Source organism: Achromobacter agilis (assembly GCF_900496965.1).
Taxonomy (GTDB): Bacteria; Pseudomonadota; Gammaproteobacteria; order Burkholderiales; family Burkholderiaceae_B; genus Achromobacter; species Achromobacter agilis.
The window spans coordinates 1-24,763 of record NZ_UFQB01000007.1 but is presented as its reverse complement, the minus strand read 5'-3'; the positions used below and the strand labels follow the sequence as shown (position 1 = coordinate 24,763).

Sequence of the window (24,763 nt, the reverse complement as noted above, 5' to 3'; positions counted from 1 at the left end):
TGCGGCGGGGTCGCTAGCCCTGGCTGGGAGCGAACACCATGCACACCGGGCTGCCGACGCGCAGGGCGTAGCCGTCCTCGGCCAGGGCGCCGTTTTGCTGGTCGACCCGGAACCGCACCAGCGTGTCGCTGTCCTCGTTCAGCGCGAACAGGAAGCGGCCGTCGGGCGACAGCGTGAAAAAGCGCGGGGTCTTGCCCAGCGTCGGCGCGTGCTGGCGGGGCGTCAGCCTGCCGCTGGCCGGGTCTACGTCGAAGACGGCAATGCTGTCGTCGCCGCGGTTGGAGACGTACAGGCGCCTGCCGTGCGCGTCCATCGCGATGCCGGCGGCGCGGCTGTTGCCGGTGCAGGTGTCGGGCAGCGTCGGCAGCACCTGGAAAGGACGCAGCGCGCCATCCTCCAGCACATAGGCGGCCACGGTGTTGTCCAGCTCATTGACGACGTAGAGCCAGCCGCCGGACGGGTGGAAGACGGCGTGGCGCGGGCCGGCGCCTTCACGCGCGACGGCCGCGCACGCCGGCGCGGCGCCGACGCCGTGCGCGTCCAGCGCGAACAGGAACACGCGGTCCAGGCCCTTGTCCGGCACCACGACGTAGCGGCCGGACGGGTCGACCAGGTTGTAATGCGGCTTGGCGAAAGGCTGTTCCTTGCGGTGCGGCCCGGGCTGGCCGTCCAGGCGCACCGTTTGCGCCACGGCATCGAGCGCGCCGTCGGCGGCCACGGGCAGCACGGCCAGCGTGCCGGTCAGGTGGTTCGACACCATCAGGTAGCGGCCCGAGGGGCCCAGCGCCAGGTGCACGGGATTGCGTCCTTCGCAAGCCTGCGTGCGCCACGGAACGAGGGACCCGTCGCGCACGTCGCGGCGCAGCGTGCTGACGTCGTGGCCGTCGCCATGCACCGTGTACAGGACGGGCAGGGAGGGATGTGGCAACAGGTAGGACGGATTGAGCAGGCCGCCCACCACCTGCGTCAGGGTGAGCGCGCCGGTGTCGGGGGCGTAGTCGAAAACGCTGATGCCGTCGCCGCGGGCATTGCGTTCGCGCGTGGTGCGCGAGCCGATATAGACATGCATGGCGCGAGCCTCTTCAGATGGGAATGGAATCGGCCTTGCGCGGCGTCCTAGGCGAGGATGCCGCGGATGCGGGCCAGGTTGTCCAGTGTGCTGCGCAGATGGCCGGCCAGCGCCTCGGCGGCCGCTTCATTGCGCTCGCGTTCGAGCAGATCCAGGATCGCCAGGTGCTGGTCGCAATGCTGTTTGTAGCGGCTGCGGTCCTGCATGGAGCGATACGAAAGCAGGCGGCGCACGCGGTTGACGCGCTTGATCGTGTCGATGAAGAAGGGATTGCCCGAGGCCTCAACCAGCGATTCGTGGAAGCGCACGCCGCGTTCGTGCAACTGGTCCGCCGTGTCGGTATCGATGCCGCCGTCCAGCAGGTGCTTTTCCGCGGCCCGGCAGCGCGCCAGCACGTGCTTGTCGATGCGGAACGTGGGTTCGAGCAGCGCCGCGGGTTCAAGCGCGAGGCGCAGGCGGTAGGACTGCAGCAGGCTGTCCGGCGTCGTCATCATGGACGAGAATTCCCAGCCGTAACCCGGGCGGCGATCCGCCCAGCCTTCCTGCGAGATGCGCGCCAACAGGGCTTGCGTCTGCGCGTTCGTCAGCGCGTAGCGCACGCGCAGCTGGGCCTCGCTGCATTGCATGGGCAGCTCGCCGCGCAGCAGGTCGTCGGCCAGCCGGAAATAGCTTTGGGTGACGATGTCGTCCACGGAAGGCGGCGCGAGCCCGGCATGCGCGTCAGGCAGCGCATCGGCGTCGTGGCACAGGAAGTAGCCGCGGTTGGGTTTGCGCGTCACGACGCCGTGCCGCTCAAGGATGCCCAGCGCGTCGTTGACGGGCGAACGGGACAGCCGCAGCCGGTCCGCGAGCTTCTGCGCCGTCAGGTGCGCGCCTTCAGGCAGGCGCTCTTCCTTGATCAGCTCCAGGATTTTGTTGACGGTATTGGTTTGCGCGCTCATGGGTTCGGGACGGCCGATTTGATCGTGTCCGAAAGAATAGCGGGAATGACGCCGCCCATCCGCAACAATCGGACTTCCAGCCGGGTTTCGACGGCCGCGGCGGCCTGCAGGGTTTCGACCTGGCCGCCCGCGCGCAGGATGCGCACCGGTACCGGCGCGCGCGGGGCCAGCGCGGCAGCCTCGGCGCCGACCTCGATCCGGTCGCCGGACCGGATCCGCAGGCTGGCTGGCGTCACGCCTTCGGGCAGACGCAGCGGCAGGATGCCCATGCCGATCAGGTTGGAGCGGTGGATGCGTTCGAAGCTGACCGCCAGCACGGCGCGAATGCCCAGCAGGCGCTGGCCCTTGGCCGCCCAGTCGCGCGACGAGCCGGTGCCGAAGCGCTCGCCCGCCAGCAGCACGACGGGCTGCCCGGCCCGCGCGTAGCGGGCGGCCGCGTCCCAGATGGGTTCGACCCTGCCGCTGGGCGCGTGCCGCGTATGGCCCACCGGCGCCTCGGGGCAGAGCAGGTTGACAAGGCTCTTGCTGTAGAACGCGGCCCGCATCATGACCTGCCAATTGCCCCGGCGCGACGCGAAGACATTCAGATCGTCGCGCTTGTCGCCGCGCTCGACCAGGAAGTCGGCGATCAGGCTGTCCGGGGGAATGGCGCTGGCGGGCGACAGGTGGTCCGTGGTTACGTCGTCGCCCAGCACCAGCAGCGGATGCGCCGCGTAGCGGCCCAGCTGGCTGGCTTCGTCGAGGGACGCGAAGGGCGGGCGGCGCAGCGCCGTGGACGCCGGATCCCAGGGGAAGCGCGCCGAATCGGGCGACTGCAGCGCCTGCCAGGCCGGGTTGGCGCTGGCGATCTTGAACGCCCTGGCGTAGTCCGTGGGCCGTTGGCCGGCGGACAGCGCGGCGTCGATCTCCGCCTCGTCCGGCCAGAGGTCGCGCAGGTGGATGGCGCGGCCGTCCGGCGCGATCTGCACGGGCTCCTGGCCGAGGTCGCGCTCGGCGTCGCCTGCCAGCGCGAACGCGATGACCAGCGGCGGCGACATCAGGAAGCCCAGGTCGAGGTCCGGATGGATGCGGCCCGGGAAATTGCGGTTGCCGGACAGCACCGCGACGGGGTGCACCGTGCCGGCCGCCATGGCTGCGCGCACGGGAGCGGGCAGGGGGCCGGCGTTGCCGATGCAGGTGGTGCAGCCGTAGCCCACGATGTCGAAGCCCACGGCGGCCAGGTCGCCCAGCAGCCCGGCGCGGGCCAGGTAGTCCGTGGCGGCGGGCGAACCCGGCCCCAGGGATGTCTTCACCCAGGGCGGCACGCGCAGGCCGGCCTGGCGGGCCTTGCGCGCCAGCAGGCCCGCCGCCGTCAGCAGCCGCGGGTCGGAGGTGTTGGTACAGCTGGTGATGGCCGCGATCGCGATGGCGTGGCGGGGCAGGCCGTCCGACGGCGCCCGGGGTGTGAAATCCAGGCCAGCCAGCAGGGCCTTCGTGTCGGTGTAGGGGTGCAGGTCTTGCGGCCGTTTGGGCCCCGCCACATGCATCCGCACGCGGTCCAGCGCAACCTCGACCACGCGGGTATAGCGCGGCGCGGCGTCGGGATCCAGGGCGATGCCGGCGCGTTCGGCGTACTCGCGCACCAGCGCGATGTGCGATTCGGGCCTGCCCGTCTGGCGCAGATAGGCCAGCGTTTCGCCGTCGATGGGGAAGTAGCCCGTCGTGGCGCCGTACTCCGGCGCCATGTTGGCCACCACGCAGCGGGCGCCCGCCGATAGCGTGCCGGCGCCGGGACCAAAGAACTCCACGAACTCGCCCGACACGCCGATGGCGCGCAGGCGCTGGGTCACGGTCAGGGCCAGGTCGGTTGCGGTCACTCCCGGCGCCAGGGCGCCGGTCAGGCGCACGCCGATGACGTCGGGAATGCGCAGGAGCGTCGGCATGCCGAACATGACGGTCTGGGCTTCCAGCCCGCCCACGCCCCAGCCCAGCACCCCGATGCCATTGATCATGGGCGTGTGGCTGTCCGTGCCGATCATCATGTCCGGGTGCAGCGCGACGCTTTCGGCGCCTGCCTTCCGGCAGACCACCGTGGCCAGCTGCTCTAGGTTGATGGTGTGCATGATGCCGGTGCCAGGCGGATGGATGCGCACGTTGGACAGGGCCTTGGACGCCCACCGCAGGAAGCGGTAGCGCTCGGCGTTGCGGCGCAGTTCCAGGTCCAGGTTCAGCGCGGCCGCATCGGCGCGTGCATAGGCCTCCACCGCCAGCGAGTGGTCCACCGATACGTCCATGGGCAGCATCGGGTTCAGCACGCGCGGGTCGACGCCGGCCTCGGCCAGGGCGTCGCGCATGGCGGCGATGTCGACCAGCGCCGGGGTGCTGGTGGTGTCGTGCATCAACACCCGCCCGGGCTGGAAGGCGACCTCGGATTCGCTCGTGCCGTGCTCTAGCCAGCCGAACAACGCGGCCACCGCCGCGTCGCGCTCGGCATCCTGCATGTTGCGCAGCGCGTTCTCCAGCAGCAGCCGCAGCACCACGGGCAGCCGGTAGTAGGCCTGGCCATACATGCCCGGCAAGTCCAGATAGGTGTACAGGGTGCCGTCCAGCGTGAAGCTGGCCTGGCGCGGCGTCGCATTGGTGTTTTCCATAGCTGCCATTTTTGCATATTAAATCTATAAAATGCAATTGAGTAAAAACCCGGCCGCGATCCGAAGCGGCCGCACAGGAGACAGACCATGCATGCAATCCGTACATTGGCCGCCACGGCGGCCCTGGCGCTCGCAGCGGCGGCCCCGCTACACGCCGCCGGCCCGGCCGGGGGCCGCCCCGTCACCCTGATCGTGCCCTTTGCCGCCGGCGGTGGTGTCGACGGGATGGGCCGGCTGCTGGCCGAACGCCTGCGCAGCGAGATGCCGCAGGGCGTGGTGGTCGAAAACAAGCCGGGCGCCAGTGGCATGCTGGGAGCGCAGACGGTGGTGCGTTCCTCCCCGGACGGCACGACCCTGCTGCTGGGGTCGGCGGGCGAAACCGCGATCAATCCGCTGGTCTTCAAGAGCAAGATGCAGTACCAGCCGGACAAGGATCTGGCGCCGATTGCGCTGATCGCCCGCGTGCCCAACGTGCTGGTCGCCAATCCCAAGCTGCCGGCGTCCAGCGTGGAGCAGCTGGTCGCGTACGGACGCGCCCATCCCGACCGGCTGACCTATGCGACCAGCGGCGTGGGCAATCCGCAGCACCTGAACGGCGAACTGCTGCAGTCGCTGGCCGGGATCAAAATGGTGCACGTTCCGTACAAGGGGGCGTCCGCGCAACTGGTGGACGTGGCCGCCGGCAGCGTGGACCTGACTTTCGTCAGCCTGGCCGGCGCCCTGCCTTTCATCAAGAGCGGCAAGGTCAAGCCGTTGGCCGTCACGTCGGCCAAGCGGGCCTCGTTCGCGCCCGACATCCCCGCCGTGGCAGAGTACGCGCCGCTCAAGGATTACGCGCTGGAGAATTGGTTCGGCGTGTTCGTGCCCGCCGCGACGCCGGCGGACGTGCAGCAGGAGCTGGCCGCGGCGATCGGCCGCGCGCTGAAAGACGAAAAACTGGTGGCGAGCCTGCGCGATCTCGGCGGGGAAGTGCAGCCGATGAGCCAGGCCGAATTCCGCGATTTCATCAAGGCGCAGACCGCGGTGTTCGCCAAGGTCGTGGCCGACGGCCACATCACGGCGGAAAACTGAGCGGCGTCCGCGCGGGGGAAGCGTTGTCCGCTTGAAGTATGCTTACCCGCTTCATCGATCTTCCCCGGTTTGCCGCAATGACTGATTTTCCCTTTGACGCCGTGCTGTTCGACTGCGATGGCGTCCTGGTCGATTCCGAACCCATCACCAGCCGCGTGCTGGCCCAGATGCTCAACGAGCTGGGCTGGGACATCACGCACGCGGAAACGATGCGCATCTTTACCGGGAAGGCGGTCAGGGACGAATTGCCGCAGATCGAGGCCCGCACCGGCGCCACGCTCGGTCCGGAGTGGTTTGCCCAGTTCCGCCAGCGCCGCAACGACGCGCTGGACCGCGACCTGCTGGAAATCCCCGGCGCGCCGGACGCGGTGCGCGCCTTGCACGGCGCGCTGGACGGGCGCATCGCCGTGGCCTCCGGCGCCGACCGCCGCAAGGTGGAGCTGCAATTGGCCAAGGTGGGCATCGCCGATTGTTTCGACGGGCGCGTCTTCAGCGGCCACGAAATGCCGCGCAGCAAACCTTATCCGGACGTGTACCTGGCGGCCGCCGAAGCCCTGGGTGTGGATCCCCGGCGTTGCGCCATCGTGGAAGACACGGTAACCGGCGCCACCGCGGGGGTGGCCGCGGGCGCCACGGTGTTCGGATACAGCCCCGACGCCAATGGCCACAGCGGGGCCGAAGCCTTGCGCGGCGTGGGCGTGGCCCATGTGTTCACCGACATGAGGCAGCTGCCGGCCGTGTTGGCCGGATGGCGGGGAACGGGCGCGACAGGCGTCTGATACCCGATGCCGCGCCGGTAGGGAGGAAGCCGGCCTTCCCCGGGGGATTGAGATTGCGAGCGATGGGTTGTGTCAGACACCCGGGCGGCGTCGGGGCAAGATGAAGCGCATCTCGTACGGGTGTCAGACACTGTCCCGGGCGGCCGTTCACCGGCCATGGTTTGCGTACTGCTCGCCGCCGTCCAGGTCGACGACCGTTCCGCTCAGGTAGCCCGCGCGCGGGGAGGCGCCGAAGACGATCATGTCGGCCACTTCTTCCGGTTCCATCAGGCGGCCGAAGGGCAGGTCCGACAGCGTTTCCTGCCAGCGGCTTTCATCGCCCCAGCGCGCCTGCGCGCGCTGGCGGGCCAGGGTCAGCACACGGTCGGTGCGGGTGCGCGAAGGATTGACGCCGAAGACGCGAACCCCATGGCGCGGCGCCTCGCCGCCGAGCGCGCGCGTGAAGGCGATGAGCGAGGCGTTGGCCGCCGCGCCGCAGATGTAGTCCGCGCGCGGCGCGGACCCCGCCATGCCGATGATGTTGGCGATCACGCCCGTGCCGGCCTCGCGCATGCGCGGGTAGTAATGGCGCGCCAGGGCGATGTAGCCATGCACCTTCAGTTCCCAGCCGGCGCGCCAGCGTTCGTCCTGCACCTGGTCGAGAGCGCCGCCCGGCACCGCGCCGGCATTGTTCACCAGGATGTCGATGTCGCCCGCTTCCTGGCTCAGGCGTTGCGCCGCGCCGGGCTGCGCCAGGTCCAGCGTGTGCACGCGGGCCTGCCTGCCGGTCTGTTCGCTGATCGCCTGCGATGCGGCATGCAGGGCGGCGTCGTCGCGGGCCACCAGGATGGGCTCGGCGCCTTCGCGGGCGAATGCGACGGCGCAGGCCAGGCCGATGCCCTTGGATGCGCCCGTGATGAGCACGCGTTTACCGCCAAGCTGCAAATCCATGAAACCCTCCGGTCGATGCACGCCCGCGCCAATGCGGGACATCAGGACGTTGTAAACCAGTTGTGCCCATATGTGCCAGTGCATGCAAGGCATGGCGGGCCGCCTGCGGCGGCTGCTATGCTGCTTTGACCTTGTCCCTCGAGGAGGCGGCGATGTCGGAAGTCTGGCTGGAAATCTGGTCTACCGTGCGGAGCGAGTTTGCCGACATCCCCGATGCGGGCGAGGCGACCCGGATCGTGCTGCGCCTGGGCATGGCCGTTTTCCTGGGCGGCCTGCTGGGCTACGAGCGCGAGCGCAGCGGCAAGGCGGCGGGCTTGCGCACCCATATGCTGGTGGCGTTGGGAGCGGCCATTTTCGTACTGGTGCCGCTGCAGGGCGGCATGCAGGTCGGCGATCTGAGCCGGGTGCTGCAAGGGGTGATCGCCGGTATCGGCTTCCTGGGCGCGGGCGCCATCATCAAGCTTGGCGCCGAACGCGAAATCCATGGGTTGACGACCTCGGCCGGCATCTGGATGACGGCCGCCATCGGCGTGGCGGCGGGCATGGGGCGCGAAGCCACCGCGGTCGTCAGCACCCTGATGGCCCTGTTCGTGCTGGCGGTGCTGCGGCGCGTCGAGGCGCGCATTGCCTCGAAGGAGCGGAACCGGGTCATTTCGCCAGGTCCCAAGTAGCCCGGACGAGGCGGCCTCAGTTGCCGCCGGACACGTCGATGAACGACCCGCTGGTGTAGCCGGCTTCGTCCGAGAACAGCCACATCACCGCGCCCGCGACTTCTTCCACGGTGCCGCCCCGGCGCAGCGGTATCACGCTCTTCAGGCGGTCCACGCGGCCCGGTTCGCCGCCGCTGGCGTGCATGTCGGTATAGATGGTGCCGGGGCGCACGCCATTGACGCGTATGCCTTCCGGCGCCACTTCCTTGGACAGGCCGATGGTCATCGTGTCCATCGCGCCCTTGGAGGCGGCGTAGTCCACGTATTCGTTGGGCGAACCCAGGCGGGCCGCGGCGGACGAAACGTTGACGATGGCGCCGCCCTGGCCGCCATGGCGCGTCGACATCCGGCGCACGGCTTCGCGGGCGCACAGGAACGAGCCGACGACGTTGGTGGACAGCACCCGCAGCAGGCGCTCGGCGCTCATGCCGTCAACGCGCATCTGCTGTTCCAGGATGCCCGCGTTGTTCACCAGCGCGTCGATGCGCCCCAGCTCGTCGTCCAGTGCGCGGAACATGCGCACCACCTGATCTTCCTGCGAGACGTCGGCCTGCAGGGCGACGGCGCGGCCGCCGGCCTGGCGGATTTCTTCCACCACTGCCTGCGCGGCGTCGGCCCGGGCATGGTAGTTGACGCCCACTGCGTAGCCGCGCCGGGCGGCCAGCCTGGCGACGGCGGCGCCGATGCCGCGGCTGCCTCCCGTGACCAGCATGACTTTGGACATGGTTGTCTCCTGGCGGGGCTTCCCGCTCACTGCTTCATCTGGACCAGTACGAATTCATTGCCGTACAGGTCGATGAAATGGGCGTATACGGCGCTGGCCTCATGGACCGGCTCCTTGGTGAAGCGCACGCCACGGGCAGCAAAGCGGGCGTGGTCGCGTACGACGTCGTCGGTATAGAAGACGCCCACCGGCTGGCCGCCGGTCTGGTCGCCGACACGGTCGCGCTGCGCCTGGGTCAGCGCCTGCAACAGCCATACGCCCATCGAAGGCTGCTCGGGCAGCCGCAGGTGCACGTAGCGCTGCTGGCCCACGGGCAGATCCGCGTAGACCTCCATCTCCAGTTTGTCGCGGTAGAAGGCGATGGCGGTGTCGTAGTCGTTCACGAGCAGGACGAGACGGCCCAGCGAATGCATGTCAGGATTCTCTTTGAGGTTGAGCTTGCGGCTATGCTAACCCGTAAGACGGCGGCGCTTTGTCAATCGGCCTCCCGCAGCAGCCGCAGGCCTACCAGCGGGTAGCGCGTTTCCTGCGTATTCCAGTTGCGGAACGAGGCGCGCGTGTAGAGCGCCCAAGTGTGCCAGGAGCCGCCCCGCCGCACGCGCACGTTGCCGCTGGCGGGGCCCTGCGGGTCGTCCGGGGGCGAATGCGCGTAATAGTCCTCGCCATACCAGTCCGACACCCATTCCCACGCGTTGCCATGCATGTCGTACAGGCCGAAGGCGTTGGGCGCGTAGCTGGCGACCGGGGCGGTGAACGCATGGCCGTCGCCGCGGGCCGACGCGAATGCGGCCCACTTGGGCCAGTACGGCCCGGCCTGCGCGTCGAAACCGTTGCCGGCGTCGGGCATGGCCGCGGGATCGTCGCCGTTCTGGTAGCGCGTGCGCGCGCCGGCGCGGCAGGCGTATTCCCATTCGGCCTCGGTGGGCAGGCGGTAGACCTTGCCTTCCTGCTGCGTCAGCCAGCGCGCCAGCGCCGTGGCGTCGTTCCAGCTGATGTTCACGACGGGATGGTCGTCGCCCTGTGCGAAGCCGGGGTTGCGCCAGGAGTAGCGGCGATCGCGCCCCTCGAAGGCGTCGCCGCTTGCGGATTTGTCGGCGTCGTACAGCGGGTTGTAGCCGTAGCCCCCCGTTCCGTCGGCTTCGGATTCGGGAACGTAGCCGGACGCTTCGATGAAGCGGCGAAACTGCCCCACGGTGACTTCTGTGCGTTCCAGGTAGAACGCGCGCGTGATGCGCACCGCATGCACGGGGGCCTCGTCGGACAGCTGGGCGTAGCGCTCCGGGGGATACAGGGGATAGGCGCGCGCCAGCGCTTCGGGCGTTTCATCGCTGCCCATCAGGAAGGTGCCGGCGGGGATGCGCACGAAGGCCATGCCCAGCGAGTTTTCGATCAGGGACGGGGGCGGCTCGGCGGACCCGGCGGGCGCCTGGATCAGGGAGCACAGCAAGGCCAGGATGGAGCGTGTACGCATGGGGTTCCGGGGCGCGGGGACAGGGGTGCGCCATCGTAGAGCCGCCGGGTCGGGCCGGCCAGACGTGGAGAACCCGCATGCGGGGCGGTCAGCTCGCCTTGCGGATGGTGAAGTTGATGCGGACGCTGCCGAGCCGGGGATGGGGCAGATCCTTCATGGGCATTACGCCGTGATAGCGCAACCGGTCGACGCCGCCCCAGACGACCACGTCGCCATGGAACAGCGGCGTGCGAGATGCCTTGTCTGCGCGCGCGTCGCCGCCGAACAGAAAGACCGCGGGCATGCCCAGCGATACCGACACGATGGGCGCGCCGTAGTCGCGTTCGTTCCTGTCCTGGTGCAGCGACAGGCGCGACCCCGGTTCGTACCGGTTCACCAGGCAGGCGTCCGGCGCGAAGCCGGGAAAGCCGGCTTCGGCCGCTGCGGCCTGAGCCAGCCGGAGGAACGCCTCGGGCATGCCGGGCCAGGGCTGGCCCGACAGCGGATCCTGGCGGGTGTAGCGGTAGCCGTGGGCGTCGCTCGTCCAGCCCAGGGCGCCGCAGTTGGTCAGCGCCACCGACATGGTGTAGCCGCCGGGCGTTTCCATGTGCCGGAAGGGCGCCCGGGCCGTTACGGCGTCCACGCCGGCGAGCAGCGCATCGACCTGCGGCAGGGCATAACCGCGCAGCACCATGGCCTGCGGGCCTAGCATGACGCGTCCGTCTTGCGCGGGCGTGTCGTCGCCGAAAAGATCCAGGTTCGAAGCCATGTCCGGACGCCTATAACAGCGGCTCCAGCGGCAGCAGCGACACAAACCATACCGAGATGCGCTGCCACAGCGTGGTGCCCGGCTCGGTATCGTGGCGGATGGTCTGGCCGCCACGCTGTTCCTGCCAGTAGAGCTTGCCCTGGCCGTCCAGGCTGACGCGGTAGGCGGCGGAGGGAAGATCGCGTTCGAAAGACTCGGCGATGCGGCCCGCCAGCGTGGGGCTGTTGATGACGAACCCCAGCTCGGTATTCAGCCTGGCCGAGCGCGGATCGAAGTTGAACGAGCCCACAAAGACCCGCTTGCCATCGACGGCGAAGGTCTTGGCGTGCAGGCTGGAGCCGGAACTGCCGAAGGGCCCCATGCTTTTGTGGCGTTCCACGCCCGTCGATATGCGCTTCATTTCGAACAGCTCCACGCCGTTCGCCAGGAGATCCTTGCGGCGCTTCGCGTAGCCGGAATGCACCACCGCCACGTCCGTCGCTTCCAGCGCGTTGGTCAGCACCTTGACCTTGACACCGCTTTGCGCCATTTGCGCGAACGCCTGGGTGCCGCTGGCCGTGGGCACGAAATAGGGCGAGACCAGTTCTAGGTTGGTCGCGGGCGTGCCCACGATTTCGTACAGCTGGTGCGGCAGCATCGCCTCGGGCGGCGCGGTGCCCAGGGTCTTGCGCGGATCGTCGCTCACCATGCGCGTGTCGGCCCATTCCAGCGTCAGTTCGCCTTGCAGCAGCTGCTTGATGAAGGGCAGCTTGCGCATGGCTTCGGCATAGGCCGCGGCTTCGGGGGACTGTTCGACCCGCAAGGCGGTCTGCTCCAGTTCGTCCAGCCTGCCGGGCTCGGGTTTCTTCAGCAAACGGTCCACGGGGTAGGCGGAGTCGCTGGCCCAGTACCGGTCGAAATCCATGGATACGTCATTGACCGCGGCGCCGATGGCCAGCACATCCAGATCCGTGAAGAGCACGCCGCTGGCCGCCCCGAAGTACTCGTCGCCGATATTGCGGCCGCCGACAATGGTGGCCTGGTTGTCGGCGGTGAACGACTTGTTGTGCATGCGGCGGTTCAGGCGGCTGAAGTCCGTCACGTAGCCCAGCATCTTGGGCCAGCGCAGCACGAAGGGGTTGTACAGCCGCACCTCGATGTTCGGGTGCGCGTCCAGCGCGGAGAGCTCGCTGTCCAGCCCGGAGGTGCCGTTGTCGTCAAGCAGCAGCCGCACGCGCACGCCGCGGTCGGCCGCGTCGTGCAGGGCCTCCAGCAGCATGGTGCCCGTCATGTCGTTGTGCCAGATGTAGTACTGCACGTCCAGGCTGCGCTCGGCCGCCCGCGCCAGCATCATGCGCGCGGCGAATGCGTCGTACGCGTCGGGCAGCGGATGGATGCCGGACTTGCCGGGGTGGGAAGCCGCCATGGGCGCGATCGCCCGGCCCAACGGGGTGTCTTGCGACGCCTCGGGCGTCAGGGCGCGGGACTCGCTGCGTTTGTCCAGGGGAGGCAAGCCGCAGCCGCTCAGGAAGCTCAGGGTGAGGGCGGTCATGATGAGGGGTTTGGCCAAGTGCATGACCCGTATTGTGCCGAAATCGCGGTGAGGGCCGCGGCCGGTGCTTGACGGATTTCCGTATTTGAGAGAAATTCCCGGATATGGAAAATTCTATCGCGTCCGACGCCGGCCTGGACCGGCGCATTGCCGACCGGCTCAAGGCGCTGCGCCAGGAGCGCGGCTGGCCGCTGGATGAACTCGCCGGCCGGGCGGGCGTCAGCCGCGCCACGCTGTCCCGGCTGGAGAACGCCGAAGTCAGCGCCACCGCCGGCGTGCTCGGCAAACTCTGCGCCGCCTACGGCATGACCATGTCGCGGCTGATGCTTATGGTCGAGGACGATTTCGTGCCGCTGGTGCCCCAGCAGGCGCAGGCCGTGTGGGTGGACGAGAGCGCGGGCTTTCGCCGCCGCTCGGTGTCGCCGCCCACGCAGCAGCTGGCGGGCGAGGCGCTGGCCTGCGAGCTGGACGCCGGCGCGCGCATCGCCTATGAACGTTCGCCGCGGCCGGGCCTGGAGCATCATCTATTGATGCTGGAAGGTGAATTGGACATTGCCGTCGACGGCCAGGCGTATCGCCTGGGCCCCGGCGACTGCCTGCGCTACCAGCTGTTCGGCGCCAGCGCGTTTTCCACCCCGCCGCACATCGGCGCCCGATATCTGCTTTTCATCGTCTGAGCCTGCCATGCCGCAATCGAATCTTGAAATGACACTTCTGTCGGCGGATGCCGCCGGCGCCATGCTGGCGGACCTGGCCGACCTGCTGCACGCTTGCGTGCAAGGCGGCGCCAGCGTCAGCTTCGTATTGCCGTATGCGCCGGAGGATGCGCAGGCCTTCTGGCGCGCCAAGGTGCTGCCGGCCGTCGCCGAGGGCACGCTGGCGCTGTGGGTGGCGCGGCAGGACGGGCGGGTTGCGGGGTCGGTGCAGCTGGACTGCGATACCCCGCCCAATCAGCCGCATCGCGCCGAGGTTCGCAAGCTGCTGGTGCATCCGGATTTCCGCCGCCGCGGCATCGCGCGCGCCCTGCTGAGAGAGGCCGAGGCCCTGGCGGTTCGCCGTGGGCGCAGCCTGATCACGCTGGACACGCGCACGGGAGACAGCGCGGAACCGCTGTATGCGTCGATGGGCTACCGGACCGTGGGCGTGATCCCCGGGTTCAGCCGCGACCCGCGCGACGCGGGCAGGCTGGACGGAACGACGATCATGTACAAGCAGCTATAAGCGCTCAGGCCAGGGGCTTGATGCCCACGCTGTACGGAGGGGCGTTGCCGCGCGCGGCGGCTTTGATCTTCAGCATCGAGCCGCCGGGTGTGAACTCGAATTCCTGGTAGGGCACTTCGAACCACTGATGGAAGCTGGTGCGCGAGAATTCCGGCACCCAGACCTTGGCCCGCTTCGGGTCGCAGTGGAATTCCACGAGCGTGCGGTCTATGCCGAGAGGCCGGGTATTGCCGATGCGGTAGCTGACTTTCAGCTCGGCGCGTTCGGTCGCGCCGGGGCGCCAGTTCAGGCCGATGGATTCCATGAAGTGTTCGATCGCCTCAATGCCGCGATACATAGCTGACTCCAAATGCGGGCGGGCGCGCCGCGCCCTCCAAAAAAATACCCCTGCCAACGCCGTGGCGGGAAACAGACGGATTATCCGTCATTCCCGTTACGGCCGCCTGGCCGCAGGCAGGGGCGCCGCTCGCGCTGCTCAAGCGCCGGCGGCCCCGCAGAACTTCAGAATGGCGTCCGCCACGGTATGCGGCGCTTCGCGCTGGGGGAAATGGCCTACGCGGTCCAGCACCCGCCGTTCATAGCCGCCGCTGAACCAGGCCTCCTTGCCTTCGGACGTGGCGGGCTGGTTGCAGGCGTCGGCGCCGCCGTGCAGCACAAGGGTAGGCACCGTCAGGACCGGCGCGGGTACGAGGCGCGCCGTGTCCGAGGCGTATGCCGGGTCGCCCTCGGCCAGGCCCCAGCGGTGGCGGTAGGAGTGCAACACGACCTCCGGCCAGTCGGGGTTGTCGAAGGCGCGCGCGGCTTCCTCGAATTGTGCGGCCTCGTACCAGCCGGGCGGCGACCAGGTATCCCACATGTAGCGGGTGAATTCGCGCCGGTTCTCCCGCAGCGCGTCGGCGCCGCGCGGCGTCGCCATGAACCAGTGATACCAGTAGTTGCGCGCCTGGGCCAGCGACAGGGCCTGGTTCGGGTCGTTGGTGCCGTAGCCGACGGACAGCAGCACCAGGTGCGACGCTACGCCGGGTTGCAGGCCGCAGGCATTGGCCGTGGCGCGCGCGCCCCAATCGTGGCCCACCAGGACGGGGCGATGCAGCGAGAGGGCGGCGATGACGTCGAGCAGATCCCGTCCCAGCGCGGCGAGCTCGCCGCTGCGCGGAGTGTGGGCGTGGCGGTAGCGGGTTGCCCCGAAACCGCGCAGGGCGGGGCACAGCACCCGGTAGCCGTCGGCCGCCAGGCGTTCGGCGACGGGGCTCCAGGATTCGGGGCTGTCGGGCCAGCCATGGACGAGCACTGCGGTGCGCAGTCCTCCGGCGTTCCATTCCAGGCAGGAGATCTCCAGCAGGGGTGTCTGGACGAGCAAGCGGCGGGGCGATGTCATGCGGATTCCTTCAGGGGCGGATGTTGCCAAGATAGCCTCGCCGCTTGTGATGATTCATGAAGAATTCAAAGTTATTATCATCAAATCGTTAATAGACGGGCGGTAACCATGGATGTTTCGAACGAACCCGCAGGCGCCATCCTGGACCTGACACTGCTGCGCACCTTCCTGGAGGTTGTGGATTGCGGCGGGTTCGCATTGGCCGCAGACGCGCTGGCCTTGACGCCTTCGGCCGTCAGCGGCCACATTAAGCGGCTGGAGTCCTCGGCCGGCGCCACGCTGCTCGACCGCACGACGCGCAGCTTCGAACTGACGCCCGCCGGCGAGACGCTCTACACCTATGCGCGCAATATCGTCGAGCTGGAAAAAGAGGCGCGCGCCCGGCTGAGCGGCGCGCGGCTGAAGGGCCGGCTGCGTGTCGGCTCCTCCGAGGATTTCGCCGGCGCCTGGCTGGCCGAGGTGCTGCAGGCGTTTCACCGGGCGCATCCCGGCGCGTCCATCGAGTTGAAGGTGGGCGTGACCGCGGACCTGCTGCGCCAGCAGGCGCGCGGCAAACTGGACGTGGTGTTCGGCAAGCAATGCGCGCGTGTGCCGGACGACGGCGAACTGCTCTGGGAAGAAGAGCTGGTATGGGCATGGGGCGACGAAAAGCCGTGGCGGCAGGAGCCGCAAGTGCCGCTGGCGGTGTTTCCCGAACCCTGCGTCTACCGTGAAGCGGCGATTGCGGCGCTGGCGCAGGCCGGGCGCGCATGGCGGGCGGTATTCGAGAGCGCCAGCATGGCGGGCTGCCTGGCGGCCGCGCAGGCGGGCTTCGCCGTCGCTCCGGTGGCGCGCAGCCAGTTGCGCGCCGGCTTGCGGGCCTTGTGCGCGGACGAGGGCATGCCCGGGCTGCCGCCGGCGCGCTTCTACGCCTACGCGCGTTCCGCCGAACCCGCCGCGCAGGCGCTGGTGTCCGCGGTCCGGCAGACCGGCCAGCGGCGGCGCTTCGCGCGCTGACGCCGCCGGGCCGCGTCCCGTGGCTTGCATCCGCTCAATCGCCGCCATTGAGTAAAGCAAATGGACGCGCCGCGCGAGGCCCCGCACCATGGCGCCTAGGTCCTCTATAAGACCGGCGGCTTCCGCGCCGGTCCGGACGCAATACCCAAGGAGTCGTCATGGCGAATTTCATACTTGCATTGGTCAACGCGGAACTTTCCCTTTTCGGCGTCGCGACGCCCGCTGAGCCGGTCGCCGAGCCCGCCGCGGTGGACGCGGGCACCGCGCCGCGCTTCGATAGCGAGCACTACCGCAGCGCCCTGGGCTGAAGGACCCGGATCGCATCGGCGCAGGAATAGGCAGATTTCACGCAAGAACGAGCCTGTACGCCCGGGCTCGCGATTCTTACCATTCCTACACGGAATCGGGGACCTCCGCGCGCTTGCCGGATGCCCCGCTCCGCCAGACATGCGGGCATGTGGCCGGCATGGCAAGCAAGGGAAGGGAATCGCATGAATACCGAGAAAATCTGGTTGGTGACGGGTGCGTCGGCGGGGCTGGGCCTGATCCTGGTAAAGATGCTGCTGGACCAGGGGCACAAGGTGGCCGCGACGTCCCGCGATGGCGGTGCGCTGCTGGACGCCGTGGGCGCCAAGCTGGAAGGCAGTTTCCTGCCGCTGACGGTGGACCTGGCGGACGAGCGCAACGTCCGGCGGGCGGTGGACGCCACGGTTACCGCGTTCGGCGGGCTGGACGTAGTCGTCAATAACGCGGGCTACGGTGTGCAGGGCGCGCTGGACAGTCTGTCGGATGCCGACCTGCGCGGCAATTTCGACGTCAATGTGTTCGGGGTGCTGAACGTGATCCGCGCCGTGCTGCCGCGCATGCGCGAACAGCGCGGCGGACACGTCTTCAATATTTCGTCGATCCTGGGCTTCGATGGCGGCTGCGCCGATTGGGGCGCCTATAGCGCCACCAAGTTCGCCGTCAGCGGCTTGACCGAAGCCCTGGCGGTGGAGGCCGCGCCCCACGGCATCCGCGTATCGCTCGTGTATCCCGGCCCGATGCGCGAGGCGCGCAATGCGCACGGGCATAAGCCGGGCGGCGACCCCGCCAAGATGGCGCAGGCGCTGATCAACGCGGCTCAGGCGCAGTACGCGCCCTTGCACCTGTTCCTGGGGCGCGATGCCTTCGACCAGGCGCGCGCCAAGATCCAGTCGGTGCAGCAGGAACTGGCGCGCTGGCGCGAGATGTCCGTGTCGATCGGGGTCGCGGACGAACGGCGCCTGGCCGCGTGACGCGGCCAGGCCGCGCGCTCTTGCGCATGGGGCCGCCGGCGCGTCCTAGGGAGCGAGGCCGCGCGCGACCTGGTATGCGCCCAGCAGGGCCAGGCTGATCATGAAGCACAGCTTGAACGTCCGCGCCGATAGCCTGGCGCGCAGCCACTGGCCCAGGGCCATGCCGATCAGCGCGGGCAACAGCATCAGGACCGACGCGCCCGCCGCCTCTGGCGTATAGCCGCCGTTGAACCAGAGCCCCGCGGCCAGCGCCACGGTGGAGACCGTGAACGAAATCCCCATGGCCTGTATCAGGGCGTCCTTGCCGAGGTTCAGGGCCTGCAGGTAAGGCACGGCGGGGATCACGAACACGCCCGTGGCCGCCGTGACCACGCCGGTGACTGCCCCGACGGCTGCGCCCAGCCAGCCTTCGTGACGAGTCGGCGCCCGGGGCGGGGATCCGAACAGGCCCCAGGCGGCGTACGCCACCAGCGCCACGCCGAGGCAGACGCCGGCCCATTGGCCGGAAGGCGCGCCCAGCCACAGCGCTGCGGCGATGGTGCCGGCGCAGATGCCGGCCTGCATGCCCGCGATGCGGCGCAAGACCGCAGGCAGCGTGGGCCACGGCCGGGCCTGCCACAGATTGGTGATGAGCGACGGCACGATGAGCAGGGCGGCCGCCTGGGCCGGCGCCATGACCAGCGCCAGCATGGCCATGGAAATGGTGGGCAGTCCCAGCCCCACCACGCCCTTCACCACGCCGGCGAGGATAAAGACAGATACGACGGCGGCGAGCAGCGCGGGCGTGCCGCCGGGCAGCAGGTCGAACGGATTCATGAAGCCTCGCAGGGGGCGGTCAAGGCATCGCCACGGGGACGGCCGAACAGGGCGTAGGCCATGTCGGCGGTTCCGGCGGGCACCTGGCGCGCGGCGCGCAACAGCCAGCGCCGCCCTTCGCACAGGTCGGCGGGCACGGCCGGGCCGTAGAGCGCCGGGCCGCCGATCAGCGCCATGCCCAGCATGCGTTGGGCCGGCGCGTGGCCGCCGCGGGCGGCGGCGCGCAGCCATTGCGCCATGCCGGCGTAGTCGCCCAGGGTCTGCGCCTCCAGCGCCAGCGCATATTGCTGCGCGGGGGAGAGCGCGGGGCCGAGGCTGCTATCGGCTTCGGCCGAGCCTGAGGCGTGCAGCGCCAGGGCAATCAGGGCGAGCCCGGGCCATCGTGCCGTGGCGCGCCGTATTTTCCGGGTTTTCATGGGTTTCCCCGCAAGGTGAATGAACAGGGACTCATTGTCGTTCCAGGAGGGCCGGAATCGGAATCGGGATCTCGCGTAGCTAGCCTATGGCAGGGCCTGAGTCTCGCATGCTACGCTTTTTGCATGCGATTCGACCTCACCGACCTGCGGCTCTTTCTCAACGTACAGGAAACGGGCTCCATTACGGCCGGCGCCCGGCGTTCCCACATGACGCTGGCTTCGGCCAGCGAGCGCGTCCGCGGCATGGAGGACACACTGGGCGTGCCCTTGCTGCTGCGCGGCCCGCGCGGCGTCGAACCCACGCCCGCGGGGCGCACGCTGGCGCATCATGCGCGGGTGGTGCTGGCGCAGATGGACCGCATGCGGGGCGAACTGGACCACTACGGGCAGGGCCTGAAGGGGCATGTGCGGGTGCTGCGCAACACCGCCGCGCTGAGCGAATACCTGCCGCCCGTCCTGGGCGCATTTCTCAAGGACCATCCCCGCGTGTCCGTCGACCTGGAGGAGCGCCTGAGCCACGAGATCGCCGATGCGCTGCGCGCGGACGCCTGCGATATCGGCGTGCTGGCGGATTCCGCCGACCTGCACGGCCTGCGGACGGTCACCTTCCGGCATGACCCCTTGACGCTCATCGTCCCGGCGGACCACCCGCTGGCCGGGAGCCCGGCGGTTGCGCTGGCGGACGTGGCGGACCAGGAATTCGTGGGCCTGGTGGAGGGCAGCGCCCTGCAGGAGCACATAGCGCACCATGCGCGGCGTGGCGGCAAGACGCTGTCGTACCGCGTGCGGCTGCGTAGTTTCGACGCGGTGTGCCGGATGGTAGGGCAGGGCGTGGGCATCGGCATCGTGCCGCGCGTGGCCGCGGCGCGCTACGGGCGCGCGGCCGGCGTGCGGCGGGTGGCGCTGGCCGACGGCTGGGCGTCGCGCGATCTGGTGCTGTGCGTGCGGGACACGCTTCCGGCCTACGCGGCGGAACTGGTGGAATATGCATTGCGCAACGCGCCGGCCTCCCGGGGGACGGGGCGCGGCGGCGCTGCACCCTAGACGCGGACGCTTCCCGGCGTTAGCGTTAAGCCCTTGCCGGTGTCCGCTCCTCTTTCCGAGCCTGTCATGCCCGACCGCCCGTCTCCCGCCGCTCCGTTCAATGCCCCCGATCCGCTGGTCTGCAACGGCGCGGCGCTGCGCAAGGCGACCCGCCGGGTGTCGCAGCTATATGACGCGGTGCTCGCGCCCTGCGGGTTGAAGGTGTCGCAGCATTCGATCCTGATGCACATCGCGCGGGCGGGCACGCCGTCGATGACGGACCTGGCGCGGGCCATGGTGCTGGACCGTTCCGCGCTTGCCCATAATCTCAAGCCGCTGGAGCGCGACGGCTATGTGCAGACCTCGCGCGACCCGCTGGACGGCCGCAGCCGCCGCGTGGCGCTGACCGAGGCGGGCTGGGCCAAGCTGGCGGAATCCAGGCGCCTGTGGAAAGAGGCGCAGCGCCGCTTCGAGGCCGCCTACGGCGCGGAGCGGGCAAGCGCCTTGCGGCGTTCGCTGGGCGAGATTTTCTCCGAGGAGTTCGCGCTGGCCTTCAGCCGCGGCTAGGATTTGCCGCGGGCGGTTCCCAGGATCGCGACGGCGCCCAGCACACAGGCCATGCCGGACAGCTGCTGGCGCGCGAGGGGCTCGCCGAGCAGGCCGGCGGCCAGCGCCACCGCGGACACCGGGGCCAGGGCGGTGAAGAGCGCGGCCTCCGCGCCCTTCACCCGTGCCGCGCCCGCATACCAGAGCAGGAAGCCGCCCACCGTGGGCACCAGCGCGTAATAGGCCGTGGCCGCCAGCGCGGGGGCGGACAGGGAGAGGGTCCAGGGCGCTTCGGCGATGCTGGCCAGCGCCGAGAACGCAAAGCCGAAGGCCGCCATGATGGCCGACAGCGCCAGCGGCGCCACCGGCACGCGCAGCCGCTTGTTGAGCAGGATGAACAGGCCTTCGCAAAGCACCGCGCCCAGGATCAGCGCATTGCCCGCGAGCGAGGAGCCGCCATCCGCGGCGGCGGCATGGCGCGTCATGAGCCAGACGCCGAAGCCGGCCGCGGCGATGGCGGCCAGGGTAGCCTTGCCCGGGCGTTCGCCCAGCAGCAGGATGGCGATCGCGGCCGAAACCAGGGGCAAGGTGCCCAGGATGATGCCGCCATCGACCGCCGAGGCACGCTGCAGGCCGGCGATCAGCAACGCGGTGTAGCCCACGCTGCCCGCGATGGCCTGCGCCGCCAGGAGCAGCCCGTCGCGCCGGCCCAGCCTCGGCAGCCGCGCGCCGGTCAGGGCCATCAGCAGGCCGAAGCAAGGCAGGGCGATGGCGAACCGCAGGGCGGTCGCGGTAAAGGGCGGCAGGCCCGTTCCGATGATCTTGCTGGCGACCACCGTGCTGCCCACCAGCACCATGGCGGCCGCCAGGCAGCAATAGCCCTGCATCCGGCTGTTCATGACGTCGTCCGCGCCTTTCCCGTGAAAAGCCGCAGCGTAGGGGCCGGATGGCGGCCCGGTCTTGAATGAAATTGCAGGGATCAGCGCGCGGCCAGCGCGTAGCGTCCTGGGGAAACGCCATAGGCGCGCACGAACAGCCGGGTCATGTGGCTCTGGTCGGCGAAACCGCCCGCCGCGGCGGCGTCGGCCAGGGCCGTTCCCTGCCGGATCAGGCTGCGCGCCAGCAGCAGCCGGCGTTGCATCTGGTAGGCATGAGGCGTCAGCCCGGTGGCGCGGGCGAACGCCCGCAGCACCTGGTAGCGGCTCAGGCCGCTGGCCGCGGCTAGGTCGGCCAGCGACAGCACGGCGGCGGGGTCGTCGTCGATCAGGCCGCGGGCTTGGCGGATGGCATCGGGGACGGTGCGCGCCTCCTGGCGGCGGGCGCTGGCGGATGGGACGCCGGCCTGCGCGAGGATGCGCAGCAGCAGGGCGTCGCAAGCCAGCGGCGCCGCGCCGGCCGTTGCCTGCGCATAGAGCGCCAGCACGTCGCGGGCCAGCCCGGGGCGGTCCTGGGCGGGGAGCTCGAATTCGAAGCTGCGTCCGTCGGCGCGGAGGTCTTCCGCGGCTTGCGCCACCACGGCCGGGTCCAGGTACAGCATCTGCCAGGCGCGCACGCCGCCGCCTATCGGGGCGCCGTCATGGACTTCGCCCGGATTCACCGTGATCACATGCCCGGGGCCGGCCTGGACCTGGCCGCGGCCGCTGTGAGAGACCTGGGCGCCCTGGCGGATGACACCGATGCCGAATTGCTCGTGCGTGTGCCGCGCGAAGGCGAGCCGGCTGTGCGCGGCCACGGCCTGCACGCCGGCGAGCGCGCTGCGATGCATGACGAACTGGCCTGGGCTCATGGGGGAAGGATGCGTAAGGGCTTGCGGGCAGTATCGCCCGCGGAGCCCGGCCCGAGCAAGCCGCTATTGCAGCCCGTTCCAGCGCGCCACGGAGGGCTCCGCCGCGGCCCATTTCCACTGGCCGCCGGGCTGCTGGCAGATCAGGCTGGCGTAGGCGGGCGCGGGAGCGTCGTCCTGCTCCACGGTGAACAGCACTTCCCGGCAACGGGTCAGCGGCGTATCGATGTCGCGCACGACCTGGATGCCGCCGCGCTCGTTGCCCACGGGCAGCGTGTGGCGGATCTGCCATTGCCGGACCTGGCCGATGGGCAGCTCGCCCGCGGCGTTGGCCATCACGTTCTGCTGGTCGTTCTTCCACTCGCGCAGGACGTACTTCACGGTCGCGTCCACCGCCGCCTGCACGGTGACGCCGATGGCGTAGCCCGCGACCGGGTTGGCGGTGGCGGCTCCGCTGACGGTGCCCACGACGGCGCCTGTCGCGCCGCCAATGGTGGAGCTCTGGCATCCGGCCAGTCCCAGGCTGGCGGCCGCCAGCAGGCAGGCTGCGCGCATCACTGCAGGGAGCCCCAGCGGGCGGTGGCCGGTTCCGCGCTGGCCCAGCGCCACTGGCTGCCGTCGCGGCAGACGGTGGTGACGTAGAACTCGCGGACGGGCGGGTCGCCAGCCTTGTCGGCGGGGGTATCGATGGAGAAGACGACTTCCTTGCACTCCAGGTCCACGCCGCCGATCAGCCGGCTGACCGTGACCTGGCCCTGCGCGTCGCTCTCGATGGGAAGCTGGTGCTTGACCTGCCAGTTGGCGACTTTCCCGACCGCCAGCGGACCCGCGGCCATGGCGATCGCATCCTGTTCTTCGCCGCGGGTCTTGCGTTGCGCATAAGCCAGCGCGGCTTTCGCGCCAGCCTGCACGCCCAGGCCGATGCCGGTGGCCACCGTAGCGTTGTCCGTAACCTTGTTGGCGATGGCGGTGCCGGCGATACCGGCGGCGGCGCCCGTGCCCTCGCTCAGCATCGAATTGCATCCGGACAGCGCAACCAGCGTGGCCAAGCCGGCGAGGGCTACCGCGCCGCGGCGCGCGGCGATAGGCGGAAATGTGAACGACAAGCTGCTTGCCCTCCTGCGTGATGCTTGGCGCGGCAAGTATAGGAGGGCGCGCGGCCGCGCAGAGAGCGGATTTGCATTTCTTGGCAATTTTCTGCCGGCGGCCTACGCGGGCGGACGCGTTCCTTTCGTGTAAACCTCGCGCAGCGCGGCCGCGAACAGCGCGTCCACGTTGCGGCGCAGCCCGTCGGAGCGCGTGAACAGCGAGATCGGCGGCAAGGTCCAGTCGAACGAATACGGCACGATCGCCGCGCCGGCGATGCGCACCAGTTCGTCGGCGATGTCGGCGGGCAGGATGGTGACCGCCCGGTCGCTGGCGACGATCATTTCCCCGATCAGCTTGGACGAGTCGCTTTGCACCGAGGGGGGCGGAGGCGCCAGCCCGGCGCGCAGGAAGATGTCGGCCACCTGTTCGCGGATCGGGCTGCCCGGCGTGCCGAGGATCCAGTCCAGGTCGGCCAGCCGGTTCCACTCCAGGCGCGACCGGCCGAGCCGGGCGGCCAGCCGGCGGCTGGCGATCAGCCGGGGCTGCTGGCGGTAAAGCACTTCGAAGGCAATGTTCGTCATATCCACGGAGGGCGTGGCCCAGCCCACCACCATGTCCAGCGTGTGGTCGCGCAGCTGGCGCAGCAGGGCGGGGCCCTGGCCTTCGTGGATGGTGGCGGTGATCTGGCGGCCCTGAGGCAGGGTGCGGCTGATCGCGGCCGACAGCATCTGGCCCGAGACGAACGGAATGACGCCGATGTGCAGGTGGGCCGCATGGCCGGCCGCCACCGCCTCCATTTCCTGGACCAGGTGTTCCAGGTCGTGGACCAGGGCGCGGGCCCGGGTCAGCACCACGGCGCCCAGGGGGGTGGGCGTCATGCCGCGCACCGAGCGTTCGAACAGGGGTACGTCGAACATGCTTTCCAGTTCGGCCAGCGCGTTGGTGACGGCGGGCTGGCTGGTGGCCATGTGCTCGGCCACCCGGGTCAGGGAACCATGCTGCTCGATCTGCAACAGCAGCATCAGGTGGCGCATCTTCAGCCGCGAGGTCAGTTTCCGGACGACGAGGTCCGGATCGAAGGCGGTCATAGGTAATGCATAAGGTAAAGGTGATGGGACAATATTAAATCCGAATGATCTCCTTATGTCTTGGGGCCTAGAATTTTTCCAACATCAAGACAAGGAGGCCTTGCCCCATGAACAACCAGTCGGACCGCCAGGCGGCATTGGATTATCACGAATACCCCACCCCGGGAAAGATCTCCGTCATGGCCTCCAAGCCGCTGGTCAACCAGCGCGACCTGGCGCTGGCGTACTCCCCCGGCGTAGCGGCGGCCTGTGAAGAAATCGTGGCCGACCCGACCAACGTGTTCCGCTACACCGCGCGCGGCAACCTGGTTGGCGTGATCACCAACGGCACGGCGGTGCTGGGGCTGGGCAACATCGGCGCGCTGGCCTCCAAGCCGGTGATGGAAGGCAAGGCGGTGCTGTTCAAGAAGTTCGCCGGGCTGGACGTGTTCGACATCGAAATCAACGAGACCGACCCGGACAAGCTGGTCGAGATCATCGCGGGGCTGGAGGCCACCTTCGGCGGCATCAACCTCGAAGACATCAA

Annotated in this window: 28 protein-coding genes and 1 pseudogene; 11 read left to right on the top strand and 18 right to left on the bottom strand. The window is 69.4% G+C overall.

What is annotated here, in order from left to right; translation table 11 throughout:
• Positions 1-13: 13 nt before the first annotated feature.
• From AGI3411_RS10475 to acnA, 3 genes are read right to left on the bottom strand one after another with little or no spacing between them, the layout of a single operon-like run.
• A complete protein-coding gene (locus AGI3411_RS10475; RefSeq protein ID WP_129527310.1) occupies positions 14-1,069 on the bottom strand; it encodes a lactonase family protein in 1,056 nt (351 codons plus the stop codon).
• 47 nt (positions 1,070-1,116) lie between these two features.
• Positions 1,117-2,010, bottom strand: coding sequence for a GntR family transcriptional regulator (locus AGI3411_RS10470; RefSeq protein ID WP_129527309.1), 894 nt, complete (start codon positions 2,008-2,010; stop codon positions 1,117-1,119).
• Positions 2,007-4,640, bottom strand: a complete 2,634-nt coding sequence (gene acnA / locus AGI3411_RS10465; protein ID WP_129527308.1) for an aconitate hydratase AcnA — start codon at positions 4,638-4,640, stop codon at positions 2,007-2,009. Before acnA ends, AGI3411_RS10470 begins: the two co-directional genes overlap by 4 nt.
• Before the next feature lie 87 nt (positions 4,641-4,727).
• Between acnA and AGI3411_RS10460 the strand changes: the two genes are divergently transcribed.
• The gene (locus tag AGI3411_RS10460; RefSeq protein WP_129527307.1) at positions 4,728-5,711 is read left to right on the top strand and encodes a Bug family tripartite tricarboxylate transporter substrate binding protein; all 984 of its coding nucleotides are present in this window, start codon (positions 4,728-4,730) and stop codon (positions 5,709-5,711) included.
• A 77-nt stretch (positions 5,712-5,788) separates the two neighbouring features.
• Entirely contained in the window at positions 5,789-6,490 is a 702-nt protein-coding gene (locus AGI3411_RS10455; RefSeq protein ID WP_165359143.1) for an HAD family hydrolase, read from the top strand.
• A gap of 147 nt (positions 6,491-6,637) precedes the next feature.
• On the opposite strand, the gene AGI3411_RS10450 is transcribed toward AGI3411_RS10455, so the two are convergent.
• On the bottom strand, positions 6,638-7,420 hold the full coding sequence (locus tag AGI3411_RS10450) for an SDR family oxidoreductase (RefSeq protein WP_129527305.1): 783 nt from the start codon (positions 7,418-7,420) through the stop codon (positions 6,638-6,640).
• Positions 7,421-7,572: 152 nt separating this feature from the next.
• Between AGI3411_RS10450 and AGI3411_RS10445 the strand changes: the two genes are divergently transcribed.
• Positions 7,573-8,091: an MgtC/SapB family protein gene (locus tag AGI3411_RS10445; protein WP_129527304.1), complete on the top strand. Its 519-nt coding sequence runs from the start codon at positions 7,573-7,575 to the stop codon at positions 8,089-8,091.
• A 16-nt stretch (positions 8,092-8,107) separates the two neighbouring features.
• Here AGI3411_RS10445 and AGI3411_RS10440 read toward each other — a convergent pair whose 3' ends face one another.
• The 5 genes from AGI3411_RS10440 to AGI3411_RS10420 all read right to left on the bottom strand — a co-directional run bounded on the left by AGI3411_RS10440 (position 8,108) and on the right by AGI3411_RS10420 (position 12,628).
• Complete coding sequence (locus AGI3411_RS10440) at positions 8,108-8,854, bottom strand: SDR family oxidoreductase (RefSeq protein WP_129527303.1); 747 nt, start codon at positions 8,852-8,854, stop codon at positions 8,108-8,110.
• Positions 8,855-8,880: 26 nt separating this feature from the next.
• Positions 8,881-9,267 (bottom strand): VOC family protein, encoded by a 387-nt coding sequence (locus AGI3411_RS10435; protein WP_129527302.1) that lies wholly within the window; start codon positions 9,265-9,267, stop codon positions 8,881-8,883.
• A 62-nt stretch (positions 9,268-9,329) separates the two neighbouring features.
• Complete coding sequence (locus AGI3411_RS10430; RefSeq protein ID WP_129527301.1) at positions 9,330-10,325, bottom strand: formylglycine-generating enzyme family protein; 996 nt, start codon at positions 10,323-10,325, stop codon at positions 9,330-9,332.
• A gap of 88 nt (positions 10,326-10,413) precedes the next feature.
• Entirely contained in the window at positions 10,414-11,073 is a 660-nt protein-coding gene (gene alkB / locus AGI3411_RS10425) for a DNA oxidative demethylase AlkB (protein ID WP_129527300.1), read from the bottom strand.
• A 10-nt stretch (positions 11,074-11,083) separates the two neighbouring features.
• Positions 11,084-12,628 carry a phospholipase D family protein gene (locus AGI3411_RS10420; protein ID WP_129527299.1) on the bottom strand — a complete coding sequence of 515 codons (1,545 nt, stop codon included), beginning with the start codon at positions 12,626-12,628 and terminating at the stop codon, positions 11,084-11,086.
• An 80-nt stretch (positions 12,629-12,708) separates the two neighbouring features.
• Here AGI3411_RS10420 and AGI3411_RS10415 point away from each other — a divergent pair, with 80 nt between their 5' ends.
• Positions 12,709-13,281 carry a helix-turn-helix domain-containing protein gene (locus AGI3411_RS10415; RefSeq protein ID WP_129527298.1) on the top strand — a complete coding sequence of 191 codons (573 nt, stop codon included), beginning with the start codon at positions 12,709-12,711 and terminating at the stop codon, positions 13,279-13,281.
• 28 nt (positions 13,282-13,309) lie between these two features.
• Complete coding sequence (locus AGI3411_RS10410; RefSeq protein ID WP_244240312.1) at positions 13,310-13,825, top strand: GNAT family N-acetyltransferase; 516 nt, start codon at positions 13,310-13,312, stop codon at positions 13,823-13,825.
• 4 nt (positions 13,826-13,829) lie between these two features.
• Here the strand turns inward: AGI3411_RS10410 and AGI3411_RS10405 are convergent, their stop codons facing one another.
• Together AGI3411_RS10405 and AGI3411_RS10400 are read right to left on the bottom strand one after the other, a co-directional pair.
• Positions 13,830-14,162: a hypothetical protein gene (locus tag AGI3411_RS10405; RefSeq protein WP_129527296.1), complete on the bottom strand. Its 333-nt coding sequence runs from the start codon at positions 14,160-14,162 to the stop codon at positions 13,830-13,832.
• A gap of 138 nt (positions 14,163-14,300) precedes the next feature.
• Positions 14,301-15,203 (bottom strand): alpha/beta fold hydrolase, encoded by a 903-nt coding sequence (locus AGI3411_RS10400; RefSeq protein WP_129527295.1) that lies wholly within the window; start codon positions 15,201-15,203, stop codon positions 14,301-14,303.
• 108 nt (positions 15,204-15,311) lie between these two features.
• Between AGI3411_RS10400 and AGI3411_RS10395 the strand changes: the two genes are divergently transcribed.
• From AGI3411_RS10395 to AGI3411_RS10390, 3 genes are all read left to right on the top strand, one after another.
• Positions 15,312-16,199: a LysR family transcriptional regulator gene (locus tag AGI3411_RS10395; protein ID WP_129527294.1), complete on the top strand. Its 888-nt coding sequence runs from the start codon at positions 15,312-15,314 to the stop codon at positions 16,197-16,199.
• Between the two features lie 158 nt (positions 16,200-16,357).
• Complete coding sequence (locus AGI3411_RS30090; RefSeq protein ID WP_165359142.1) at positions 16,358-16,507, top strand: hypothetical protein; 150 nt, start codon at positions 16,358-16,360, stop codon at positions 16,505-16,507.
• A gap of 183 nt (positions 16,508-16,690) precedes the next feature.
• Entirely contained in the window at positions 16,691-17,476 is a 786-nt protein-coding gene (locus AGI3411_RS10390; protein WP_129527293.1) for an SDR family oxidoreductase, read from the top strand.
• Between the two features lie 45 nt (positions 17,477-17,521).
• Here AGI3411_RS10390 and AGI3411_RS10385 read toward each other — a convergent pair whose 3' ends face one another.
• Complete coding sequence (locus AGI3411_RS10385; RefSeq protein ID WP_129527292.1) at positions 17,522-18,292, bottom strand: sulfite exporter TauE/SafE family protein; 771 nt, start codon at positions 18,290-18,292, stop codon at positions 17,522-17,524.
• Entirely contained in the window at positions 18,289-18,708 is a 420-nt protein-coding gene (locus tag AGI3411_RS10380) for an SEL1-like repeat protein (protein ID WP_129527291.1), read from the bottom strand. Before AGI3411_RS10380 ends, AGI3411_RS10385 begins: the two co-directional genes overlap by 4 nt.
• A 123-nt stretch (positions 18,709-18,831) precedes the next feature.
• Here AGI3411_RS10380 and AGI3411_RS10375 point away from each other — a divergent pair, with 123 nt between their 5' ends.
• Both AGI3411_RS10375 and AGI3411_RS10370 read left to right on the top strand, forming a co-directional pair.
• The gene (locus AGI3411_RS10375; RefSeq protein ID WP_129527290.1) at positions 18,832-19,752 is read left to right on the top strand and encodes a LysR family transcriptional regulator; all 921 of its coding nucleotides are present in this window, start codon (positions 18,832-18,834) and stop codon (positions 19,750-19,752) included.
• Between the two features lie 66 nt (positions 19,753-19,818).
• Positions 19,819-20,298 carry a MarR family winged helix-turn-helix transcriptional regulator gene (locus tag AGI3411_RS10370; protein WP_129527289.1) on the top strand — a complete coding sequence of 160 codons (480 nt, stop codon included), beginning with the start codon at positions 19,819-19,821 and terminating at the stop codon, positions 20,296-20,298.
• On the opposite strand, the gene AGI3411_RS10365 is transcribed toward AGI3411_RS10370, so the two are convergent.
• The 5 genes from AGI3411_RS10365 to AGI3411_RS10345 form a co-directional block, all read right to left on the bottom strand.
• The gene (locus AGI3411_RS10365; protein ID WP_129527288.1) at positions 20,295-21,176 is read right to left on the bottom strand and encodes a DMT family transporter; all 882 of its coding nucleotides are present in this window, start codon (positions 21,174-21,176) and stop codon (positions 20,295-20,297) included. The two genes, AGI3411_RS10370 and AGI3411_RS10365, sit on opposite strands and share 4 nt — an antisense overlap.
• Before the next feature lie 80 nt (positions 21,177-21,256).
• Positions 21,257-22,063 carry an AraC family transcriptional regulator gene (locus AGI3411_RS10360; RefSeq protein WP_129527287.1) on the bottom strand — a complete coding sequence of 269 codons (807 nt, stop codon included), beginning with the start codon at positions 22,061-22,063 and terminating at the stop codon, positions 21,257-21,259.
• A 63-nt stretch (positions 22,064-22,126) separates the two neighbouring features.
• Positions 22,127-22,615, bottom strand: a complete 489-nt coding sequence (locus tag AGI3411_RS10355) for a hypothetical protein (protein WP_129527286.1) — start codon at positions 22,613-22,615, stop codon at positions 22,127-22,129.
• Positions 22,615-23,166 (bottom strand): hypothetical protein, encoded by a 552-nt coding sequence (locus tag AGI3411_RS10350; RefSeq protein WP_425265333.1) that lies wholly within the window; start codon positions 23,164-23,166, stop codon positions 22,615-22,617. Before AGI3411_RS10350 ends, AGI3411_RS10355 begins: the two co-directional genes overlap by 1 nt.
• 102 nt (positions 23,167-23,268) lie before the next feature.
• Entirely contained in the window at positions 23,269-24,237 is a 969-nt protein-coding gene (locus tag AGI3411_RS10345; RefSeq protein WP_129527285.1) for a LysR substrate-binding domain-containing protein, read from the bottom strand.
• 107 nt (positions 24,238-24,344) lie between these two features.
• On the opposite strand from AGI3411_RS10345, the pseudogene AGI3411_RS10340 reads away from it, so the two are divergent.
• Positions 24,345-24,763 (top strand): annotated as a pseudogene (locus tag AGI3411_RS10340) (NADP-dependent malic enzyme); the annotation flags it as partial.

What these genes read in the sequence shown, in the direction of transcription:
- acnA (WP_129527308.1), bottom strand. Translation starts at nt 4,640, where the DNA reads ATGGAAAACACCAATGCGACGCCGCGCCAGGCCAGCTTCACGCTGGAC.
- AGI3411_RS10420 (WP_129527299.1), bottom strand. Translation starts at nt 12,628, where the DNA reads ATGCACTTGGCCAAACCCCTCATCATGACCGCCCTCACCCTGAGCTTC.
- AGI3411_RS10345 (WP_129527285.1), bottom strand. Translation starts at nt 24,237, where the DNA reads ATGACCGCCTTCGATCCGGACCTCGTCGTCCGGAAACTGACCTCGCGG.
- AGI3411_RS10470 (WP_129527309.1), bottom strand. Translation starts at nt 2,010, where the DNA reads ATGAGCGCGCAAACCAATACCGTCAACAAAATCCTGGAGCTGATCAAG.
- AGI3411_RS10375 (WP_129527290.1), top strand. Translation starts at nt 18,832, where the DNA reads ATGCGATTCGACCTCACCGACCTGCGGCTCTTTCTCAACGTACAGGAA.
- AGI3411_RS10365 (WP_129527288.1), bottom strand. Translation starts at nt 21,176, where the DNA reads ATGAACAGCCGGATGCAGGGCTATTGCTGCCTGGCGGCCGCCATGGTG.
- AGI3411_RS10400 (WP_129527295.1), bottom strand. Translation starts at nt 15,203, where the DNA reads ATGACATCGCCCCGCCGCTTGCTCGTCCAGACACCCCTGCTGGAGATC.
- AGI3411_RS10390 (WP_129527293.1), top strand. Translation starts at nt 16,691, where the DNA reads ATGAATACCGAGAAAATCTGGTTGGTGACGGGTGCGTCGGCGGGGCTG.
- AGI3411_RS10430 (WP_129527301.1), bottom strand. Translation starts at nt 10,325, where the DNA reads ATGCGTACACGCTCCATCCTGGCCTTGCTGTGCTCCCTGATCCAGGCG.
- AGI3411_RS10445 (WP_129527304.1), top strand. Translation starts at nt 7,573, where the DNA reads ATGTCGGAAGTCTGGCTGGAAATCTGGTCTACCGTGCGGAGCGAGTTT.
- AGI3411_RS10455 (WP_165359143.1), top strand. Translation starts at nt 5,789, where the DNA reads ATGACTGATTTTCCCTTTGACGCCGTGCTGTTCGACTGCGATGGCGTC.
- AGI3411_RS10450 (WP_129527305.1), bottom strand. Translation starts at nt 7,420, where the DNA reads ATGGATTTGCAGCTTGGCGGTAAACGCGTGCTCATCACGGGCGCATCC.
- AGI3411_RS10405 (WP_129527296.1), bottom strand. Translation starts at nt 14,162, where the DNA reads ATGTATCGCGGCATTGAGGCGATCGAACACTTCATGGAATCCATCGGC.
- AGI3411_RS10380 (WP_129527291.1), bottom strand. Translation starts at nt 18,708, where the DNA reads ATGAAAACCCGGAAAATACGGCGCGCCACGGCACGATGGCCCGGGCTC.
- AGI3411_RS10435 (WP_129527302.1), bottom strand. Translation starts at nt 9,267, where the DNA reads ATGCATTCGCTGGGCCGTCTCGTCCTGCTCGTGAACGACTACGACACC.
- AGI3411_RS10370 (WP_129527289.1), top strand. Translation starts at nt 19,819, where the DNA reads ATGCCCGACCGCCCGTCTCCCGCCGCTCCGTTCAATGCCCCCGATCCG.
- AGI3411_RS10440 (WP_129527303.1), bottom strand. Translation starts at nt 8,854, where the DNA reads ATGTCCAAAGTCATGCTGGTCACGGGAGGCAGCCGCGGCATCGGCGCC.
- AGI3411_RS10360 (WP_129527287.1), bottom strand. Translation starts at nt 22,063, where the DNA reads ATGAGCCCAGGCCAGTTCGTCATGCATCGCAGCGCGCTCGCCGGCGTG.
- AGI3411_RS10460 (WP_129527307.1), top strand. Translation starts at nt 4,728, where the DNA reads ATGCATGCAATCCGTACATTGGCCGCCACGGCGGCCCTGGCGCTCGCA.
- AGI3411_RS10415 (WP_129527298.1), top strand. Translation starts at nt 12,709, where the DNA reads ATGGAAAATTCTATCGCGTCCGACGCCGGCCTGGACCGGCGCATTGCC.
- AGI3411_RS10385 (WP_129527292.1), bottom strand. Translation starts at nt 18,292, where the DNA reads ATGAATCCGTTCGACCTGCTGCCCGGCGGCACGCCCGCGCTGCTCGCC.
- alkB (WP_129527300.1), bottom strand. Translation starts at nt 11,073, where the DNA reads ATGGCTTCGAACCTGGATCTTTTCGGCGACGACACGCCCGCGCAAGAC.
- AGI3411_RS30090 (WP_165359142.1), top strand. Translation starts at nt 16,358, where the DNA reads ATGGCGAATTTCATACTTGCATTGGTCAACGCGGAACTTTCCCTTTTC.
- AGI3411_RS10475 (WP_129527310.1), bottom strand. Translation starts at nt 1,069, where the DNA reads ATGCATGTCTATATCGGCTCGCGCACCACGCGCGAACGCAATGCCCGC.
- AGI3411_RS10355 (WP_129527286.1), bottom strand. Translation starts at nt 22,615, where the DNA reads ATGCGCGCAGCCTGCCTGCTGGCGGCCGCCAGCCTGGGACTGGCCGGA.
- AGI3411_RS10395 (WP_129527294.1), top strand. Translation starts at nt 15,312, where the DNA reads ATGGATGTTTCGAACGAACCCGCAGGCGCCATCCTGGACCTGACACTG.
- AGI3411_RS10410 (WP_244240312.1), top strand. Translation starts at nt 13,310, where the DNA reads ATGACACTTCTGTCGGCGGATGCCGCCGGCGCCATGCTGGCGGACCTG.